Consider the following 18,853-nt stretch of genomic DNA (forward strand, 5'->3'; position numbering starts at 1 on the left):
ATGGCTATAATAAGCCGCTTATTTTTGTCCCGGGTTTGAGGCTATGCACGAAGAGCTTAACGCCAAAGAGAAATACAGTTTCAACAAGCTGCAGAAACGCCTGCGGCGCAACGTGGGCCAGGCCATCGCCGACTTCAACATGATTGAAGATGGCGACAAGATCATGGTGTGCCTGTCCGGCGGCAAGGACAGCTTCGCCATGCTGGACATCCTGATGAGCCTCAAGGCCAGTGCCCCCATCCATTTCGATCTCGTGGCCGTGAACCTGGATCAGAAGCAACCCGGCTTCCCCGAGCACGTACTGCCCGAGTACCTGGCTACCCTGGGCGTCGACTTCAAGATCGTCGAGGAAGACACCTACTCCATCGTCAAGGACAAGGTGCCGGAAGGCAAGACCACCTGTGCCCTCTGCTCCCGTCTGCGCCGCGGTATCCTGTACCGTTCCGCCCAGGAGCTCGGCTGCACCAAGATTGCCCTCGGCCATCACAGGGACGACATCCTCGAGACCCTGTTCCTCAACATGTTCTACGGCGGCAAGCTGAAATCCATGCCCCCCAAGCTGGTGAGCGACGATGGCAAGAACGTGGTGATCCGCCCGCTGGCCTACTGCAAGGAGAAGGATCTCGTGCGTTACGCCGAGGTCAAGGCCTTCCCCATCATCCCCTGCAACCTGTGCGGCTCCCAGGAGAACCTGCAGCGCAAGGCCATCAAGCAGATGATGCAGGATTGGGATCGCCGCTTCCCGGGTCGCATCGAGACCATGTTCACCGCCATCCAGGACGTGGTGCCGAGCCATCTGCTCGACCATAACCTGTTTGACTTCAAGAGCATAAACCGGGATTCCGGCATCATAGACGGTGGCGACAAGGCGTTCGATCCCCCCGAGCTGCCCACCGCCCCTCTGCTCAACATCGACGAGATGGACGTGCTGGATGTGATCGAGGTGCGTTGAGCCCTCATCCCATGAGCAACAAAAAAGGAGCGCCTGGCGCTCCTTTTTCATGTCTCCTCCCCGCAAGAGGCGACTGACCGTCTGCGATCAGCCCTGATGCAGCCAGGGGGTCAGCCGCAGCACTTCTCCCTCCAGTTGCAGCCTGCCCCTGGCGAAATCGGCGAGCTGGGCCTGGCTCAACAACAGTTGCCCATCTTTCCAGGAGAGCGCCAACTGGCGGGCGCCGTCGATAAGATAGGCGGTGCCACTCGGGCTGACCATGCTGATGCGCACCCCTTCCATCTTCGGCAGGAAGTGCTTGCCGATCATGCCCGCCAACTTGTCCAGCAGGGCCTGCATCTGCAGCTGGCGAGCCTGCAACTCGCTCACCCTGAGCTCCCCTCGAGGGGCGTCGGCCATCACCTGCACCGACAGATCGCAGCGCTCGTGGGGCTCGCCCAGTTCGACCCAGACGCTGGCCTTGTCCAGGTTGAGATCGTCGTCGTAGGGCAGGCGCAGTTCACCATCCACCGTCACCTCGGCGGGCACTTCACGCTCCGGGGTCGAGACACGGGCCGAGCTCAGGGCGCAGCGCCGGCCATCTTGCGGATCGGTCAGATAAAAGCCGAGCCGGGCATCCCCAAAATCCCCTTTGGCGGCAGTCTTCATCTGGCTGTAGAAGGTGGCGTATTGCAGCTCCAGTTGCTGCGACGCAAGGGCGGGCTGCGCCAGCCCGAGTACCGGTAACAGCAGCAGGGTGGCCGCGCCTGTCTTTTTCATCTGCAATCCTTTTGCAATGCGCCCGTCAGGCGTTGAAATGGTCCGGCCCCTGGGACGGGCCGCTCTCCCCTACCTCGGTCACCTCGACGGCAACCCCGCACAGATCCCGATAGAGGATCCCCTTGCAGTTGAAGTAGAGGGGGGCCACCCAGATGAGGCCAAGCCCCATGGGGATGAGCGCCACGAAGAAGAGCGCCAGCATGACGCCGTGCAGCAGCACTATGCTGGGCCAGCCCCGGGCAAACAACTTGAGGGAGACCAGGATGGCCTGGGCGGGGGACAAGCCGCGCTCCAGCACCAGGGGGACGGTGAACACCAACCCCATGCCGACCAGGGCCGAGGGGATGAAGGCCAGCATCACGGGCAGTCCCACCAGTTCGAACAATGGGCCAAACAGGCTGGTGATGAGGCTGCCGAGCAGACTCAGGGAACCCAGGCGCAGGAAGTGGCGGAAGAAGTCGAACACCTGGTTAGGCCGGGCACGAACCCCCACGGATTGCTGCAAGCCCAGCATGTCGAGGGAGGAGGTCATGGGGGACATGATGACGGTGATGAGCAGGCTCAGCACCAGGGCCATGTCCATATCCCCTTCGGCGCCCACATAGGGGGTCAGCAGGGTATTGCTCAACAGGATCCAGATCGCCATGACGCCGGCGATGGCCAGCGCCAGGCCGAAACCGGTGCGCCGGGTCTGTTGCCAGCCCTCCTTCAGCACCCCTTGCAGGTCCAGACGATATCCCTGGTTGAGGGACTGTTCGAGGGTTCCACCGATCCGCATTTTATTACTCAATTGACTATCCAACATCGAAAACGACTATCAAGGTGGCACATTATAGCGATTTGACCGGGCATGCGTAGCCGTTTTTCCTGTTATCTTCTGTTCAGAAAGCCATTGATTTCACGCATAAGTCCCCGGTTTTTCCCTGCGAGATCCCAGGAATAAACGCCTCTTTCGCGGCGCTCTATCCTACTCGCTTGGCCCTCGTGCGACATGGGGGTAGGATGCCCAAGGCGCCCCGGAGATCCCCGGGCGTTCTCTCCCTGCCACATCGTAAGCCTAAGGATCTCAAGATGTCAGAACTGACCCTCTATCTCGCCCCCGGCACCTGCGCCATGGCGGTACGCATCGCCCTGGTGGAGGCGAATGCTCCACACCAAGTCAGAGTCGTGGACTTCGCCAGCGGCGAGCAGCGCTCCCCCGAATACCTGGCCATCAACCCCAAGGGACGGGTACCGGCCCTGGTGACCGAGCGTGGCGTGCTGACCGAAACCCCGGCCCTGCTGCTCTATGTGGCCCAGCGCTTCCCGGCTGCCGGGCTCGCCCCCCTGGACGATCCCTTCCTGCTGGCCCGCATGCAGGAGGTCAACAGCTTCCTGGTCTCCACCGTACACGTCGCCCACGCCCATGGCCGCCGTGGCAGCCGCTGGGCCGATGACGATCAGGCCATCGCCGCCATGAAGGCCAAGATGCCGCAGAACATGCGCGACGGCTTCGCCGAGATAGAGAACCACTATCTGGCCGGTCCCTGGGTGCTGGGGGATAACTTCAGCCTGGCGGACATCTATCTCTTCGTGGTGGCCAGCTGGCTCGAGAGCGATGGGGTCGACATCGAAGCCTTCCCCAGGGTGGCGGCCCATACCCGGCGTATGCTGACCCGTCCCGCCGTGCAGCAAGGCCTGATCATCTGACACCTCACGGGGCCAGCACCCTGCTGGCCCCATTTGTGCTCCACCCTGACCCCGCATTGAGATCGTTTTCACATTTTCGCCATCTGTTTCTAGATCTGTTAACGGATAACGCCTATCTTGCACCCATGACGCAACCGGTTGCGTAACCGGTTGCCTTGCTGGATAAACGCAAGCACGGAGGGGTGGCGACCCCTCGGCTGCGAGAAAGAGGTGTTGTATGAAACGAGGCGTACTGCTCAATGCTCCCCTGAGTGCCCTGGTGGCACGTATGGGTCACACCGACGAGATCACCGTCTGCGATGCGGGGCTGCCCATTCCGGCCGGTCCCGAGCGCATCGATCTGGCGCTGATGGCGGGCACCCCCAGCCTGCAGACAGTGGTGGCCGCCCTGTTCACCGATCTGGTGGTGGAGAAGGTCATCATGGCGAGCGAGCTCAAGACGGTCAGCCCCCTGGCCCATCAGGCCCTGCTCGATCAGATAGCGGAGCACGCCCGAGATCAGGGCAAACCCATCACCATCGAATACTGCCTGCACGAGGCGTTCAAGGCCCGCTCCCAGCAGAGCCAGGCCATCGTTCGCAGCGGCGAGGTCACCCCTTACGCCAACCTCATTCTCTGCGCCGGCGTGGCGTTCTAAGCGGCCAGACATGGCCCTCAAACCAGCCCTCAAAGGAAGCTGCAAATGAGCACAACCTCCTCGGTCCCCTCGCCCATTCTGGAGCTCACCGGGATCGTCAAGACCTTCCCCGGGGTGCGCGCCCTCGATGAGGCGGGCCTGCGGGTCTATCCGGGTCAGGTGATGGCCCTGCTCGGTGAAAACGGCGCCGGCAAGTCGACCCTGATGAAGGTGCTGACCGGCATCTATCAGGCCGACGCGGGCAGCATCAGCTATCGTGGCCAGTCGGTTCACTTCAAGGGACCGCGCGACTCTCAGGATCAGGGGATCAGCATCATTCACCAGGAGCTGAACCTGCTGCCCGAGCTCTCCATCGCCGCCAACATCTTCCTCGGCCGCGAGCCGCGCACCCGCTTCGGCAACATCGATCACAAGCAACTGCGGGAGCGGGCGAGCGCCCTGCTGGCGCGCCTCGGGGTCAAGCACGGCCCGGATACCCGGCTCGGGGATCTCTCCATCGGCGAGCAGCAGATGGTGGAGATCGCCAAGGCGCTGTCGTTCGATGCCAGCGTCATCATCATGGATGAGCCCACGGACGCCCTCACCGACACCGAGACCGATCAGCTGTTTGCGGTCATCCGCGAGCTGCGCGAGCAGGGCTGCGGCATCGTCTACATCTCCCACCGCCTGAAAGAGATCTTCCAGATCTGCGATCAGGTCACCGTGTTGCGGGACGGCAAGTGGATAGGCCAGGCGTCCGTGAGCGAGCTCGATGAAGACAAGATCATCGAGATGATGGTGGGCCGCCGGCTGGAGGAGCAGTATCCGCGCCTCAAGCGCGAGCTCGGCCCCGTCAGCTTGCAGGTGCGGGATCTGGCGGGCCCCGGCGTGCAAGGGGTGAGCTTCACCCTGCGTCAGGGGGAGATCCTGGGCTTCAGCGGCCTCATGGGATCTGGCCGCACCGAGCTGATGAAGCTCATCTACGGCGCCAGCAACATCACGGGTGGTCAGATCCAGGTGGATGGTCATGACTTGCAACCCCGCAGCCCCGCCGACGGGCTGCGGGCCGGCATCGCCTACATCTCCGAGGATCGCAAGGGGGATGGCCTGGTGCTGGAGCTCTCGGTGCGTGAAAACATGAGCCTGTGCGCCTTAAACGAGTTCAACAAGAGCGGCAAGATCGACGGCAAGGCGGAGCGCCAGGCGGTGGCCGATTACGTGCGTCTGTTCAACATCAAGACCCCCAGCAGCGAACAGCTCATCAAGCTGCTCTCCGGCGGCAACCAGCAGAAGGTGGCCATCGCCAAGGGGCTGCTCACCCGTCCCAAGGTGCTGATCCTGGACGAGCCCACCCGCGGCGTGGACGTGGGGGCCAAGAAGGAAATTTATCAGCTCATCAACCAGTTCAAGAAGGAGGGGATGAGCATCATCCTGGTCTCCTCCGAGATGCCGGAAGTGCTCGGCATGAGCGACCGCATCCTGGTGATGCACGAAGGGCGCATCAGCGCAGAATTTAACACCCAGGACGCCAATCAGGAGAAACTGATGGCGGCCGCCGTGGGCAAACAGTGGCAAGCAGAGCAAGAGGCACAACGATGACAACCCAAACCCTTCCCCGCCGCGGTCTCATGAGCAAGGCGTGGTGGATCGAGAACAAATCCCTGGTCGCCCTCCTGGTGCTGATCGGTGTGGTCTCCTTCCTGAGCCCGAACTTCTTCACCGCCGACAACCTGCTCAACATACTGCGCCAGACCTCGGTCAACGCCATCATCGCCGTCGGCATGACGCTGGTCATCCTGACCGGTGGCATCGACCTCTCGGTGGGCTCGGTGCTGGCCCTGTGCGGCGCCCTGGCAGCGACCCTGGTGGCCATGGAGCTGCCCATCTGGCTGGTGGTCCCCCTCACCATAGGGGCTGGCGCCGTGCTCGGCAGCATCAGCGGCCTCATCATCGCCAAGGGCAAGGTGCAGGCCTTCATCGCCACCCTGGTGACCATGACTGCCCTGCGCGGCGTGACCATGGTCTACACCGAGGGGCGTCCCATCTCCACCGGTTTCAGCGACGGGGCGGATCACTTCGCCTGGCTCGGGACCGGCTACCTGTTCGGCCTGCCCGCCCCCATCTGGCTGATGGCCATCGTCTTCCTGCTGGCCTGGTTCATGCTCAACCATACCCGCCTCGGCCGCTACATCTACGCCCTCGGCGGCAACGAGTCCGCCACCCGCCTCTCCGGCATCAACGTGGACAGGGTCAAGCTCGCGGTCTACGGCCTCTGTGGCGCCCTCGCGGCCCTGGCCGGCCTCATCGTCACCTCCCGCCTGTCGTCCGCCCAGCCGACCGCCGGCATGGGCTATGAGCTGGACGCCATCGCCGCCGTGGTACTGGGTGGCACCAGCCTGATGGGGGGCAAGGGTCGCATCATGGGGACCCTGATCGGCGCCCTCATCATCGGCTTCCTCAACAACGCCCTGAACCTGCTCGACGTCTCCTCCTATTACCAGATGATTGCCAAGGCCAGCGTGATCCTGCTCGCCGTGATGATCGACAACAAAAGCACCCGATAAGAACGTTAACCACGCACACACAAGGAATGAAACGATGAAAAAGCTCAATACCCTGCTCGCCGCCGCCATCATGTCCGTGCTGGGCACGGCCCACGCCGCCGACAACACCCTGGCCATGGTGGTCTCCACCCTCAACAACCCCTTCTTCGTCACCATGAAGGAAGGGGCCGAGGCCAAGGCCAAGGAGCTCGGCTACACCCTGGTGGTGCTGGACTCCCAGAATGACCCGGCCAAGGAGCTCTCCAACGTGGAAGATCTCACCGTGCGCAAGGTCAACGCCATCCTGATCAACCCGACCGACTCCGAAGCAGTGGGCAACGCCATTCGCCTGGCCAACAAGGCCAAGATCCCGGTGCTGACCCTGGACCGCGGCGCCGCCCAGGGTGAGGTCAAGGCCCATATCGCCTCCGACAACGTGGCGGGCGGCAAGCTGGCCGGCGACTTCATCACCGAGAAGCTCGGCACCGGCGCCAAGGTGATCCAGCTCGAAGGGATCGCCGGTACCTCAGCCGCCCGTGACCGCGGTGAAGGCTTCGCCCTGGCGGTGGCCGCCAACAAGCTGCAGGTGCTGGCCTCCCAGCCTGCCGACTTCGATCGCACCAAGGGCCTGAACGTCATGGAGAACCTGATGGCCGCTCACCCGAGCGTGCAGGCGGTGTTCGCCCAGAATGACGAGATGGCGCTGGGTGCCATCCGCGCCGTGCAAGCGGCCGGCAAAGAGGTGATGATCGTCGGCTTCGACGGCACGGACGATGGCAAGGCCGCCGTCGCCAAGGGTAAACTGGCCGCCACCGTGGCCCAGCAGCCGGCGCTGATCGGTGCCATCGGCGTGGAAACCGCCGACAAGGTGCTCAAGGGCCAGCCGGTGGAGCAATCCATCCCGGTACCCCTGCAGATCGTCAGCAAATAAGTGCGTGGAGGGGGAGGCTCGCCTCCCCCTCGTCGAGTCTTTGGCGCTCGGTGTCAACCGCACCGTGCTCCAGCAGAACCTCCCGGCTTGGGCCCACTCAAGCCAAGATGTTCTCAACCAAGGGTGACTGATATGAATCGTCTCGTTGTGCTCGGCAGTGTCAATGCGGACCATGTGCTGCGCGTCCCCCACTTTCCCCGCCCCGGTGAGACCCTGACCGGCCACGGATACCAGATTGTCCCCGGCGGCAAGGGCGCCAATCAGGCGGTGGCCGCCGCCCGGTTAGGTGCAGAAGTCTCCTTTATCGCCCGGGTCGGGGATGACGCCATCGGCCGCCAGATGCGCGATGGCTTCGCCAACGACGGCATAGACGTCAGCGCCGTGATCCTCGACACGGCCCTCCCCACCGGCATCGCCATCATCTATGTGAGCGATGAGGGGGAGAACAGCATCGGCATCTCCGCCGAGGCCAACGGCGCCCTCTCCCCCACCATGGTCAGGGAGCACGAGTCCATGATAGCCGCCGCCCACACCCTGCTGTTGCAGCTGGAAGTGCCGCTTGAGAGCGTGTACGAAGCCGCCCGTCTGGCTCGCGCCCACGGCACCCGGGTGGTGCTGAACCCGGCCCCGGCCCGGCCGCTGTCGGCCGAGCTGCTGGCCCTTGTGGATCTCATCACCCCGAACCAGACCGAGGCCGAGCTGCTGACCGGGATCCGGGTGACCGACGAGCACAGCGCCGCCGAGGCGGCCGCCCGCTTCCATCAGATGGGCATTAGGGAGGTGATGATCACCCTGGGCTCACAAGGGGTCTATTGCAGCAACCCTGATCGCCAGATCCTGGTGCCGGGCTTCCGAGTCGAGGCGGTGGATACCACAGCCGCCGGGGATACCTTCAACGGCGCCCTGCTGGCGGCCGAGCTCGCGGGAGCAGATTTTAACGCAGCGGTGCGCTTCGCCCACGGCGCGGCAGCCCTCTCGGTCACCCGTCTGGGGGCCCAGAGCTCCATCCCGACCAAGGCCGAGGTCAACGCCTTCCTGCAGGCCCAAGCGGTTCAGGGTCGCTGATGGCGAACATCAAGGAAGTGGCCGCCCGGGCCGGGGTCTCCACCACCACGGTCTCCCACGTCATCAACGAGACCCGCTTCGTGGCCGAAGAGACCCGGGAGCGGGTGTTTGCCGCCATGCAGGCCCTCAACTATGCCCCCAGCCTGGTGGCCCGCAGCCTCAAGGTGAAGGAGACCAACAGCATCGGCATGCTGGTCACCACCTCCAGCAACCCCTTCTTCGCGGAGGTGGTGCGCGGGGTGGAGCGCTACTGCTTCGAGCAGGGCTACAACCTGATGCTCGGCAACACAGAGGGTCAGGCCGAGACGGCCCTCTCCTACCTCAAGATGATGCTGAGGAAACGGGTCGATGGCCTGCTCATCATGTGCAGCGAGGGCCAGCAGGAGGTGTTCAATCAGCTCGACTGGCTCAAGAGCCTGCCGGTGGTGGTGATGGACTGGGGCATGGAGAGCCGCGAGGTGGATCTCATCGCCGACAACTCCCATCAGGGGGGCTATCTGGCCACCCGCCACCTGCTGGCGCTGGGCCACAGGGAGATCGGCTGCATCACGGGCCCCCACGACCGCGCACCCGCCGATCAGCGCCTCGCCGGTTTCGCCCGGGCGATGCAGGAGGCGGGACTGGCCATCAATCCGGCCTGGATCCAGGAGGGGGATTTCGACTGTGCCAGCGGCCACGACGCCATGGTGCGGCTGCTCAGTCAGCCCAGTCGGCCGAGCGCTCTGTTCGTGTGCAACGACATGATGGCCATGGGGGCCATCAGCGCGGCCCATCAGGCGGGCCTGCACATCCCCCGTGATCTCTCCCTGGTGGGCTATGACAACGTGGCCCTGGCCCAGTACATGTCGCCACCGCTGACCACCATCAACCAGCCCAAGGAGGAGCTGGGTCGCCTCGCGGTCACCCGGCTGCTGGCGCGCATCAACAGCGAGTCCATCGACAACCGGCTGATCACCGTGGAGCCGGATCTGGTGATCCGCGCCTCCTGCGCCCCCTACCCCCGTCCATAAGCGCCTGCACGCGTAGGACCTAAAAAGGCGCCCCTTGGGTCGCCTTTTTCGTGAATCGCTGGCTATCGTGCGCCCCATCCGAATGAGCAGCCTCTAGCCCATCAACTCGTCCAGCTTGGCGCTTACCCTGGCGTGGCTCAGCCGTTGCAACCCGAGTCGCTGCGCCAGAGGCTGCAGCAGAATGTCGTGCTCGCCGCTCGTCGGCAACCAGTAGCGCAGGGGCCAACCGGCCCGCAGCAGATCCGGCGTGCGGCTGCCAAGCTCCCTCAGCGCCAGCACGCAGCCACTTTGTTGCAGCTTGGCCAGCAGTTCAGGATCATCGCTCAGGGTGGGCAACGCCAGGATCACGGCACCAGCGGGCAAGAGCGGTAAATAGGCAAGCAGATGGGCCAGTTGTCCCTGCTGCTCCAGTTCCAGCATCAGCGGCAAGGGACCGACGGCATCGGAGAGGAGCCGCGAGACCACGGGTCCCAGTATGCCCCGCTCCTGCATCCAGCCCATGGCGCACGCCTGCTGCCCCACTCGCCAGCGCAGGCGGATGGCCGCCACGGGTAGACCGTTCTCATCCTCGAGATCCTCAAAGACGCTCTCCAGCGGCGCAAGCCCGTTGCCCGCCAGCCAATTACGCAGCAGCTGCAGCTGCTGGTGATCCCGCTTGAGCGCCTCCTGCATGGCGGGCTGGAACCAGATCAGGGATTGGTTGTCCCGTTTGGCCTGATTGAGGGCCAGGATCGCCTGCTCCTGCAACAGGTTCGCATCCCCCACCCCGTCGGCCAGGGCCACCCCGAAGCGACAGGCGAGGTCGAAGCTGCTCTCCCGGGTGACGAACTCGAAGCGCAAGAGATCGTGCAGGGCGATCATCTGGGATTCCAGCCGCGGCAGATCCCCGTGCAGGATCACCGCGAATTCGTCCCCCCCCAGCCGATAGGCCCGGTTGGGGTGGGCCTGCCTCAACTTGGCCGCCACCGTCTGCAGCAGGCGATCACCCACCTGATAGCCGAGCTGATCATTGACCTGTTTGAAGCGCTTAAGATCCAGCACCACCAGCCCGAGGGCACGGCTCTTGAGCAGCGATTGGCGCAGCTGCCCCTGCAGGGCGCGGCGGTTGCCGAGACGCGTCATGGGATCGAGCAGGGAGAGCCTGCGGTTTTGCAAGTTGGTGCGAATGAGGGCAAACACCAGTATGCCCCCGGTCACCAGCAGCAGGAGTTGCCAGATCTGCAGCCAGAACAGGCTCTGACGCAACTGATTGACCGAGGCCTCCCGCTCCTGGCCCGAGAGGATCTGCTCCCCTATCTGCTCCACCTGACGGGTCAGCTCCGCGATCCTGGCTTCGGTCCTGTCCAGAGCGGCCCCTTCCTGCAGTACCCCAGCCTGCATCTGGGGTTCCAGCAGCTTGATCTGGGCGAACAGTTGCGCCAGCACCTCGCCAAGGCCGTGGCGAGCGCGGGCATCGGCGGTCTCACTGCTGATGAGAAACACGTCCAGCCGGTTCCACAGCAGATCGTAATCCAGGCTCAGGGTCTCCATGCCGAGCTTGCCCGCCCGATAGAGCCGCAGGTCGAACAGGAAGCGCTGGGACTCCAGCATGGCCTGGCTGATATTCCAGTGGGTGTTGCGATAGAAGATGTCGACAAGCTGTTCATGGCGATTCTGGAGGAAGAGCCCCCACACAGAGGAGAACAGAAACAGCAAGGAGATGGCGGCCAGCAGCAGGTTATGGCGCTGGCGACGACTCATTGGATGACCTCGATGCGGACAACTTGCCACACCATGCAGCTATGGATGGCGGAGACATCGAGTTTCGGATAGGCGGAGAAGGGCATCAACAGCCAGAGCGGCCCCTTGTTGCGGCGGGTCAGTGGCTTGTCATCCTCAAACCGCACCAGGGTCAGGGGAACCCCGGCAAACAGGGAGAGATCCAGTTGCTGGCGATAGCCGTTGAGACCGACCGCCTCGATGAGGCGCGCCTGCTTGACGCCCTGCGCCGCCAGCACGGATGCCAGGGTCGGGCCACGGTAACGGTGCACGCCCGTGGTCCAGGGAGTGGCCGTCTCGAACTCGGTCTCTGGCAGGACCGCCAGCGCCGCTTCGTCCAAGGTGATGACCTGCTTGTCAGCCAGTGCCAGCTGCAACAGGGGGGAAGAGGCCTGGGCGCCGAATGTGATCAGCACCAGCAGGAGACCAGCAATCCATTGCTTCAAAATGTCCATGAGAGGTTGCGCCAGCTGCACCCGATACTTTAATGGTCAGTGTGGCGACTTCAGCGAATCAATGCAACTGTGCAACAACACAATAGTCAGGGGCCGCGCATCTCCATCCAGTTATGCCCCGAGACGGCCTTGGGCTGATGCACCCCAAGGGAGAGCAGCAATTCGTCCACGAAGGCGGGTACCAGCACCGAGGCCGGGCCGTAGCGCTTCTCGTCGAACTGGCTGCCCACTTCGCTCGGTTCCAGATTGAGCTCTATGGTATGGGCACCGTTGAGCCCCGCCTCGTGGACGAAGCCGGCCGCCGGGTAGACGGCCCCCGAGGTGCCGATGGCGATGAAAAGATCACACTGGGCCAGGGCGGCATAGATGCGATCCAGCCCGAGGGGCATCTCCCCGAACCAGACCACGTGGGGCCTCAGGGGCTGCGGGAACTGGCAGCAGGCGCAGAGCTCGTCCTGATGCAGATCCCCTCGCCACTCCACCACCTGACCCGATACCGGGCAGCGCGCCTTAAGCAGCTCACCGTGCATGTGGATGAGGTTCTTGCTGCCCGCCTCCCCGTGCAGGTTGTCGATGTTCTGGGTCACCAGGGTCACGCGCCCGGGCAGCAGCCGTTCGAGGCGGGCCAGGGCATAGTGAGCGGGATTGGGGTGAATGTCGGCACTTTGCAGGTGCTGGCGACGGGCATTGTAGAAGCCCTGCACCAGCTCGGGATCCCGGGCATAGCCTTCCGGGGTGGCGACATCCTCAACCCTGTGCTCCTCCCAGAGGCCGTCACTGGCCCGGAAGGTCTTGATACCGGACTCGGCCGAGATGCCGGCACCGGTGAGGATCACGATATGTTTGGCAGACTGCACTATGTTGATTTCCTCTGACGATGACCAGCAGACCTTAGCACAGGGGGCGACGCTGGCCCATTCGCCCTTGGTCTTAGACCTGATTGAGATCCAGCTTGCCGAGTACGCTCAAGTCCAGCCTCACGAAGACCATCTCCCGCCCCGTCACCAGGGTCAGCGGTAATCCCAGCCCCTTCAACAGGCTCAGCATGGGGCGGTTCTGGCTCAGCACCTCGGCGGTCCACTCCCGGATCCCCTCCCCATATGCCAGCAGGGCCAACGCCAGCAATATGCGCCGCCCCGCCCCCTGATGCTGAAAATCATCCGCCACCACGCAGGAGAACTCGGCCCGATCCGGGTGTCGCCGCCGCCGGATCGATTGCGCCAGCGCCAGGGGCGCGCCGTCACCGTCCGTCAACAGCAAGCCAATCTGGGCTTCCCGCGGGTAATCGATGAAGAAGGATACCTGCTCGGCGCTTGGCGCCTGCTTTGGGCGCATGAAACGCAGGTAGACCGTCTGCTCGCTGAGACGCCCGTAGGCCGCCACCAGGGGGGCGGGATCCGTTCCCGCCAGCTCCCGCAACCAGCAATCGCGCGCCCCCACCACCATCATGACCGGCAAGTCACTGCGGCTGGCGGGATGCAGCCAGCCGGCGAATCCCGCCAGCAGACGCGGCTCGTCGATCGGCCAGCAGAGATAACGGGTCACCAGTGCCCCACTATGCCGCGATCCTGCCAATGGGCCGCATCCTGCAGGTTGAAGGGATCATCGATATAGAGGGCTATCCCGAGCTCCCTGGCGCGCGCGATGAAGCGCTCCAGCAGGGAATCCGTCGCCATCGCCTCCAATTCGGGGAGCAAGTGAGGTCCCAGCAGCAGATAGCGCAAGGGCAGGCGCTCCAGCTCCTCGAAGGGCAGATGCTGGCCATTGTCCAGCAGCAGCGCCAGCCGTCCCCCCGCCATGCTCGCCTGCAACACCAGGGCGAAGCGATCCGCCCGGCTCAGCAATTGATCCCGCTTGTGCACTATCAGGGTCAGTTCGTCGGCTCGCCGCCCGTGCTGCTCCAGCCAGGCCTTGAGCGGCTCCCAATGGGGAGGCACGCCGCTCAGGGCCAGCCAAATGGGCTGGCCGGTCGTGGCGGCATCCGCCATCAGGCTGATCTGGCCCAGCACCTCCTCCTGCCAGTTGCGAATGGTGCGCTTCACCCCATGCCGCCTGAGGGACTGGGCCGGTCCCAGGTAGAGGGTCTTGAGCTGGCGCAGCAGATCCCCGTGATTCAGGGGCTTGGCCAGCGCCGCCAGCACGTTGAAACCCGCGTCGTGGAGCAACCGGCGAGCGCCGTCGATCAGGGTCTGATCGTGACCGGAGAGCAGCACTATGGGCAGCTGTTTGTGTTGAGGCTGGCCCATCAGCAAGCCGATGGCATCCTGCTCCCCCAGGCTGAGATCGCAGACCAGCAGCCCCACCTCCTGCTTCGCGAGCACGTTGAGGCAGGCTTCCCCATCCTGTACCCACTGGCAGGGCAACCCGAGGGACTGGATCTCCTGGGCGATGCAGGCTCCCTGAAAGGGGTGATCCTCGAGCAGCAGCACGGAGAGCCCCGCCAGCCAGTCACGCCAGCGCAGCTCCCGCGCCTGCAGTTCTACCAGCCAAGGATCTGTCACCCGGTAGATACCCTGCTCCTTTGCCATCAAGCGGGGCAGATAGGGTTGGCCGGCATGGGCCGCCGGATCGAACAGGGCGATGGCGCTGGCGGTGAAGGTACCCTCCCAGCGCCAGTGGAGATCGGGCTGGACGCGGTGCAGGCTGGCATAATCCGGTATTCCCTGCGCCTTGGCCGCCTGGTAGGAGACGGCGTCAAGGGCATAGAGGCTGACGGGGTGAAACACCGGCTCTTGGCTCACATCGGACTCCAGCAGCGCTAATAACTCTTCCTCGGTGATGATCATCTCATGCTCTCTTGCTCAGTTGCCGACAGACGTCATCCACGGCATGGGTCAGGGGCTCAACCAAGGGCTGGGCAGGAGCCTTCTGCCAGGCGTCGATCACCCGGACCAGGGGCGCCGCCCCCACCATTTTGGCGGCCCCCTTCATCTTGTGTAAAGCCGTCTCGAGGGCTGCCTTGTCCCCTTGTGTGACACAGCGCTCAATGTCGGCGAGATCCTGGCGGGTCGAGGCCAGATAGAGCGCCACCAGGTCGGCGCTCAGTGGCATCAAGCCCTGCTGCACCCAGCTGGGGGCAGGCTCCTCACTCTCCTGGGGGGTGAAGTTCCCCCGGCCGGAGACGGTGCGCAGCAAGGTGGCGAGCTCCTTGAGCAGGACGGGTTTGTCCAGATGGCCGTGGCAGCCGCAGCTAGCCAACCGCTGCGCCGCCTGTTCGCTCAAGTCCGCGGTGATCACGTAGACGGGCAGATGCTGCCAACGCTCGCTGCCTCTGAGCTGCCTGCACAGCTCTGCGCCATCCATCACCGGCATCTGCAGATCCGTCAGCACCAGATCCACCGACTCTTGCTGCAACAGCTCCAGGGCCAGGCGCCCATTGGCCGCACTCAGCACCCGGGCGCCGAGCTGGCTCAGCTGCATGCTGATCAACACCCGATTCACCTCGTGATCTTCCACCAGCAGCACCCGCATGCCCGCCCCGGGCAGGGAGCTGGGCGCCTCTTGGCTCTGGCTCAGCCTGGGTTGCAACAGGGTCACTACTGAGCCCGGGATCCAGGGCTCCTCCTGCCAGAACCAGTGCTGCAACCCCTGCTCGTCCAGGGCGGTGCTCAGGCACTCTCCCGCGGGACTCTCCCTCACCCCCAGCTCCTGCAGCCAGGTCAGCATGTAGTCGCGCTCCTCCCCCACCAGTTGCAGGCTGATCTCCCGGATCCTGGGTTGCCAGGGGGCCCGCTCCTGCAAGGGGCGCAAGGGGAGGCGGCAGGTGAAGCGACTGCCGCCAGAGGCCCGGGGCTCGACGCCTATCTCACCGCCCATCTGCTCCATCAGCTGATGGCAGATGGCGAGCCCAAGCCCGGTGCCCTGGGCCCTCAGCTGGCCGGGCTCCTCCCCTTGCTCGAAGGGGAGGAAGAGTCGGGGCAGCAGTTCGGCACTGATCCCCGGCCCTTCATCATCCACGCCGCAGCAGAGCAGCTCGCCCTGGCGCCGCGCCCAGAGGATGACCTGCCCCTGTTCGCTGAACTTGATGGCGTTGGAGAGCAAGTTGTGCAGTACCTGCTGCACCCTGTGGGGATCCAGCTCCAGCAAGGCCGGCAGGGCGGGATCGAGGTGCAGACGAAGCTGCAGCCCCTTGGAGCGGGCCTTGGACCAGTGCACCGCCGCCACGTGCTCGCACAGCTCCACCAGATCCGTCGGTTGCGGCGAGAGCCTCAGCTGACGGGTCTCGTTGCGGCTGAAATCCAGCACGTCGTTGAGCAGCCCCAGCAACTCGTTGCCCGCCTGCCTGACGTGGGTCAGCACCGAGGACTGCTCCGCCGAGAGCTCGGTCTGATCGAGCCACTCCAGCAACCCCAGGATGGCGTTCATGGGGGTGCGAATTTCATGGCTCACGGCCGCGAGGAAGCGCCCCTTGGCCAGCACCGCCTGCTGGGCCTCTTCGTGGGAGATCTGCAGGGCCTTCTCCTGCTCGACCCGGGTGGTCACATCCTGCACCACCCCATAGATGCGCCATCCCTCCCCCTGCCGACGCCCCCTGCCGGAGAACTGCAGCCAGCGGGTGCCCTTGCTCGGGTGACGGTAACGCAGCAGGTGGGCGAAGGGACGGCCCGCCAGCAACATGGCCAGCATGGGGGCGCGCATCTCCCGCCTGTCCTGGCGCGCCAGCCTGACGAGGGTCTCGTTGGGGTTGAGCCGGATCTGCTGGCTGGCCAGCCCCAGCAGCTCATGGCTGCCGCGGCTGACAAATTCCACCCGCCCTATGGTGCCCTCCTTGAGGGTGAACTGCAGCACCACGCCGGGCACCGTATTGGTCAACGCCCGCAGCCGCCGCTCGGCCTGGCGCAGCAAGCGGGTGCGCTCGCGCAGGGCGCTGATGTCCGAGAGCGCGATCAGATCCCCCGCCGGCGCCTGGCTGCCCAGTTGCAGCGGGATCTGGGCATAGGAGTAGACCTGATCCCGCAGGGCCAGCTCCCCCTCTCCCCCCTGCAGCTGGGGGGCTGGCAGCACCAGATCCGCCAGATAGCGCGCCTCCAGCTGCTTGGCCCGCTTGTTGCGCTTGATGATCTCCCCCTTGTCGCTTCTCAGGAACACGGGCACCGGCAGCGCCTGAAACAGCGACTCACGGAACTTGCTCTCCAGCGCCAGCGCCTGTTCGGCCTTTTGGCGCTCGCGGGCGGCCTGGGCCAGCTGCTGGCGCGAGCGCCAGATCAGCCAGATGATGGCACCGCTGATCAGCAGGGCCAGCAGCACGGAGGCGAGCCAGAAGCGGTAGCTGACCCCCTCCTGCTGGTTCAGGATTAGGCGATGCCAGCGCTGCACCAGCTCATCCACCTGCCGATCGTTGATGGTCATCAGACTCTGCTCCATCACGCCGGCAAGCCTTGGCTGATCGTTGCGGATGGCGAAGCTCAGGCCCAGAGTCTGCGGCAGCTCCCGGATGGCGAGATCCGCCAAGAGGTTGTTGCGCATGGGGTATTGCAATTGGTAAAGCTCCGCCAGCATGGCATCCGCCTTCCCCTCCTGCACCGCCTGGATACCCTGCTGCAGGTCCGGTACCCGCATCCAGTGGTGATCCCCGAGACGGGCGAGCTGGCTGTCGTCATAGAGGGAGTTGGGGACCGCGATCTGGCCGGGTACCGCATCCAGCGCCTGATATTCCCCCCGCTTGCGGCTGACCAGGGCGTAGCGGCTCATGGCCATGACGCGGGTGAAGTGAAACTCCTGTCCCAGGGCCGGCGACTCCGGCAGGCCCGCCATCATCACCGCCTCACCGCTGCGCAGCTTGGCCAGCGCCTCCTCCTTGCTGGCGGTGGGTATGAGTTCGAAGCTGAGCCCCGTCTGCCGGCTCACCCGCCGCAACACGTCATCGCTCCAGCCGATGAGCTCCCCCTGGGCATTGATGCCGCTGTAGGGCATGAAGCCCGGGGCCGCCACCAGCTTGATGGTGCGGGCCGAGCCGATGAGCCAGGCCTGCTCCTTGTCGGTGAAATGCAGGGGGTTGATGTCCTGCTCGCTCTGGGGCAGATAGCGCCCCAGATCCCGATAGAGGCTGCCCGGCGGCAGGAAGCGGATCGCCGTGTCCATCAGCTGCAGTAACCCTGGTGTGTCTCGCATCATCAGCCGATAGCTCACCACCAGATCGTCGCTGCGCAGGCGGCGCAGGCGCAGCCCCTCGTCCGGGTACTCCCGCATCAGGTAGCGCAGTTGCAGGTAGTCGCCGAGGTAGGCGCTGCCCTTCTCTGCAAACAGCGCCAGATACCAGTTGTCGGCGTCGGTCAGCTGCAGCTGGGTGGAGTGGGGATAGAGGCGTTTGAGCACCTTCCCCGCCTGCCAGACCGGCGAGACCAGGAAGGCCGCATGCTCGAGATCCCCCCGATAGAGGATGGCGGATTCCGCCTCCAGCATGGCCCGGCTCAGCACCATGCCGGAGTCCGCCTCGACGGAAGGCCCTATGTGGGGAATGAGATCGCACCGGCCATCTCGCAGGCCCTGCTCCACCGCCGACCAGTTGGGCAGCGTCTTGAAGTGCAGGGGCACCGGCAGTTGCCGGGCCAGGCGGCTCATCTGATCGATGAGCAGCCCCCCCTTGCCTTCGAGATAAGGGGGGCGCTCCAGGCTTGGGTAGCAGAAGGTCAGCTGGCTGATGCCGTCGGCATAGGCCTGGGCGACGGGCGGCAGGGGCAGTACGGCGGCGCGCAGCGGCAGAGCCAGCAGCGCACCCAACAGCAGGTGTATTTTTGTCATCGAAATGCAAAAGCCAGGCATCTGCCTGGCTTTCTATTACTCGTTGGGTTCAACATTTTCTACCCTGGCCTTGAGCTTCTGGCCAGGCCGAAAGGTCACCACGCGGCGGGCGCTGATGGGAATATCCTCGCCCGTCTTGGGGTTACGTCCGGGACGCTGATTCTTCTCACGAAGGTCAAAATTACCGAAGCCTGAAATCTTGACTTGTTCACCGCGCTCGAGCGCTTGTCTGATTTCCTCAAAGAAGGCTTCCACCATGTCTTTGGCTTCACGCTTGCTCATCCCGAGCTGGGTGAACAGGTGCTCTGCAATGTCGGCTTTGGTAAGCGCCATA

Annotated in this window: 17 protein-coding genes; 8 read left to right on the forward strand and 9 right to left on the reverse strand. The window is 64.4% G+C overall.

Annotated elements, in window-relative coordinates:
* Positions 1-43 precede the first annotated feature (43 nt).
* A complete protein-coding gene (gene ttcA, locus ACT5M9_RS01065; RefSeq protein WP_457978574.1) occupies positions 44-952 on the forward strand; it encodes a tRNA 2-thiocytidine(32) synthetase TtcA in 909 nt (302 codons plus the stop codon).
* Positions 953-1,039: 87 nt separating this feature from the next.
* Here the strand turns inward: ttcA and ACT5M9_RS01070 are convergent, their stop codons facing one another.
* Both ACT5M9_RS01070 and ACT5M9_RS01075 read right to left on the reverse strand, forming a co-directional pair.
* Positions 1,040-1,711, reverse strand: a complete 672-nt coding sequence (locus tag ACT5M9_RS01070) for a DUF2987 domain-containing protein (protein ID WP_457978572.1) — start codon at positions 1,709-1,711, stop codon at positions 1,040-1,042.
* A 25-nt stretch (positions 1,712-1,736) separates the two neighbouring features.
* Positions 1,737-2,489: a DUF2189 domain-containing protein gene (locus tag ACT5M9_RS01075; protein WP_457978570.1), complete on the reverse strand. Its 753-nt coding sequence runs from the start codon at positions 2,487-2,489 to the stop codon at positions 1,737-1,739.
* Between the two features lie 293 nt (positions 2,490-2,782).
* On the opposite strand from ACT5M9_RS01075, the gene ACT5M9_RS01080 reads away from it, so the two are divergent.
* From ACT5M9_RS01080 to ACT5M9_RS01110, 7 genes are all read left to right on the forward strand, one after another.
* Positions 2,783-3,400 (forward strand): glutathione S-transferase family protein, encoded by a 618-nt coding sequence (locus tag ACT5M9_RS01080; protein ID WP_457978568.1) that lies wholly within the window; start codon positions 2,783-2,785, stop codon positions 3,398-3,400.
* Positions 3,401-3,617: 217 nt separating this feature from the next.
* Entirely contained in the window at positions 3,618-4,037 is a 420-nt protein-coding gene (gene rbsD, locus ACT5M9_RS01085) for a D-ribose pyranase (protein WP_457978566.1), read from the forward strand.
* 45 nt (positions 4,038-4,082) lie between these two features.
* Positions 4,083-5,615, forward strand: a complete 1,533-nt coding sequence (rbsA, locus tag ACT5M9_RS01090) for a ribose ABC transporter ATP-binding protein RbsA (protein ID WP_457978565.1) — start codon at positions 4,083-4,085, stop codon at positions 5,613-5,615.
* Complete coding sequence (gene rbsC, locus ACT5M9_RS01095) at positions 5,612-6,580, forward strand: ribose ABC transporter permease (protein ID WP_349922308.1); 969 nt, start codon at positions 5,612-5,614, stop codon at positions 6,578-6,580. The genes rbsA and rbsC overlap by 4 nt, the downstream gene beginning before the upstream one ends.
* A 34-nt stretch (positions 6,581-6,614) precedes the next feature.
* Entirely contained in the window at positions 6,615-7,490 is an 876-nt protein-coding gene (gene rbsB, locus ACT5M9_RS01100; RefSeq protein ID WP_438550864.1) for a ribose ABC transporter substrate-binding protein RbsB, read from the forward strand.
* 132 nt (positions 7,491-7,622) lie between these two features.
* Positions 7,623-8,555, forward strand: coding sequence for a ribokinase (gene rbsK / locus ACT5M9_RS01105; protein WP_457978563.1), 933 nt, complete (start codon positions 7,623-7,625; stop codon positions 8,553-8,555).
* Positions 8,555-9,565: a substrate-binding domain-containing protein gene (locus tag ACT5M9_RS01110; protein WP_457978562.1), complete on the forward strand. Its 1,011-nt coding sequence runs from the start codon at positions 8,555-8,557 to the stop codon at positions 9,563-9,565. Before rbsK ends, ACT5M9_RS01110 begins: the two co-directional genes overlap by 1 nt.
* 93 nt (positions 9,566-9,658) lie before the next feature.
* On the opposite strand, the gene ACT5M9_RS01115 is transcribed toward ACT5M9_RS01110, so the two are convergent.
* The 7 genes from ACT5M9_RS01115 to ihfA all read right to left on the reverse strand — a co-directional run bounded on the left by ACT5M9_RS01115 (position 9,659) and on the right by ihfA (position 18,852).
* Positions 9,659-11,305: a GGDEF domain-containing protein gene (locus ACT5M9_RS01115; protein WP_457978561.1), complete on the reverse strand. Its 1,647-nt coding sequence runs from the start codon at positions 11,303-11,305 to the stop codon at positions 9,659-9,661.
* Positions 11,302-11,778, reverse strand: a complete 477-nt coding sequence (locus ACT5M9_RS01120) for a putative pterin-binding protein (protein ID WP_457978559.1) — start codon at positions 11,776-11,778, stop codon at positions 11,302-11,304. Before ACT5M9_RS01120 ends, ACT5M9_RS01115 begins: the two co-directional genes overlap by 4 nt.
* Positions 11,779-11,864: 86 nt before the next feature.
* Positions 11,865-12,638 carry a Sir2 family NAD+-dependent deacetylase gene (gene cobB / locus ACT5M9_RS01125; RefSeq protein ID WP_457980556.1) on the reverse strand — a complete coding sequence of 258 codons (774 nt, stop codon included), beginning with the start codon at positions 12,636-12,638 and terminating at the stop codon, positions 11,865-11,867.
* A gap of 70 nt (positions 12,639-12,708) precedes the next feature.
* A complete protein-coding gene (locus ACT5M9_RS01130) occupies positions 12,709-13,323 on the reverse strand; it encodes a GNAT family N-acetyltransferase (RefSeq protein ID WP_457978557.1) in 615 nt (204 codons plus the stop codon).
* Positions 13,320-14,564: a response regulator gene (locus ACT5M9_RS01135; RefSeq protein ID WP_457978556.1), complete on the reverse strand. Its 1,245-nt coding sequence runs from the start codon at positions 14,562-14,564 to the stop codon at positions 13,320-13,322. Before ACT5M9_RS01135 ends, ACT5M9_RS01130 begins: the two co-directional genes overlap by 4 nt.
* Before the next feature lies 1 nt (position 14,565).
* Positions 14,566-18,501 (reverse strand): ATP-binding protein, encoded by a 3,936-nt coding sequence (locus ACT5M9_RS01140; protein WP_457980555.1) that lies wholly within the window; start codon positions 18,499-18,501, stop codon positions 14,566-14,568.
* A gap of 54 nt (positions 18,502-18,555) precedes the next feature.
* A complete protein-coding gene (gene ihfA / locus ACT5M9_RS01145; protein ID WP_005300715.1) occupies positions 18,556-18,852 on the reverse strand; it encodes an integration host factor subunit alpha in 297 nt (98 codons plus the stop codon).
* Between the last annotated feature and the right edge of the window lies 1 nt (position 18,853).

The sequence above is a fragment of the Aeromonas sp. AE23HZ002T15 genome, from assembly GCF_054165525.2.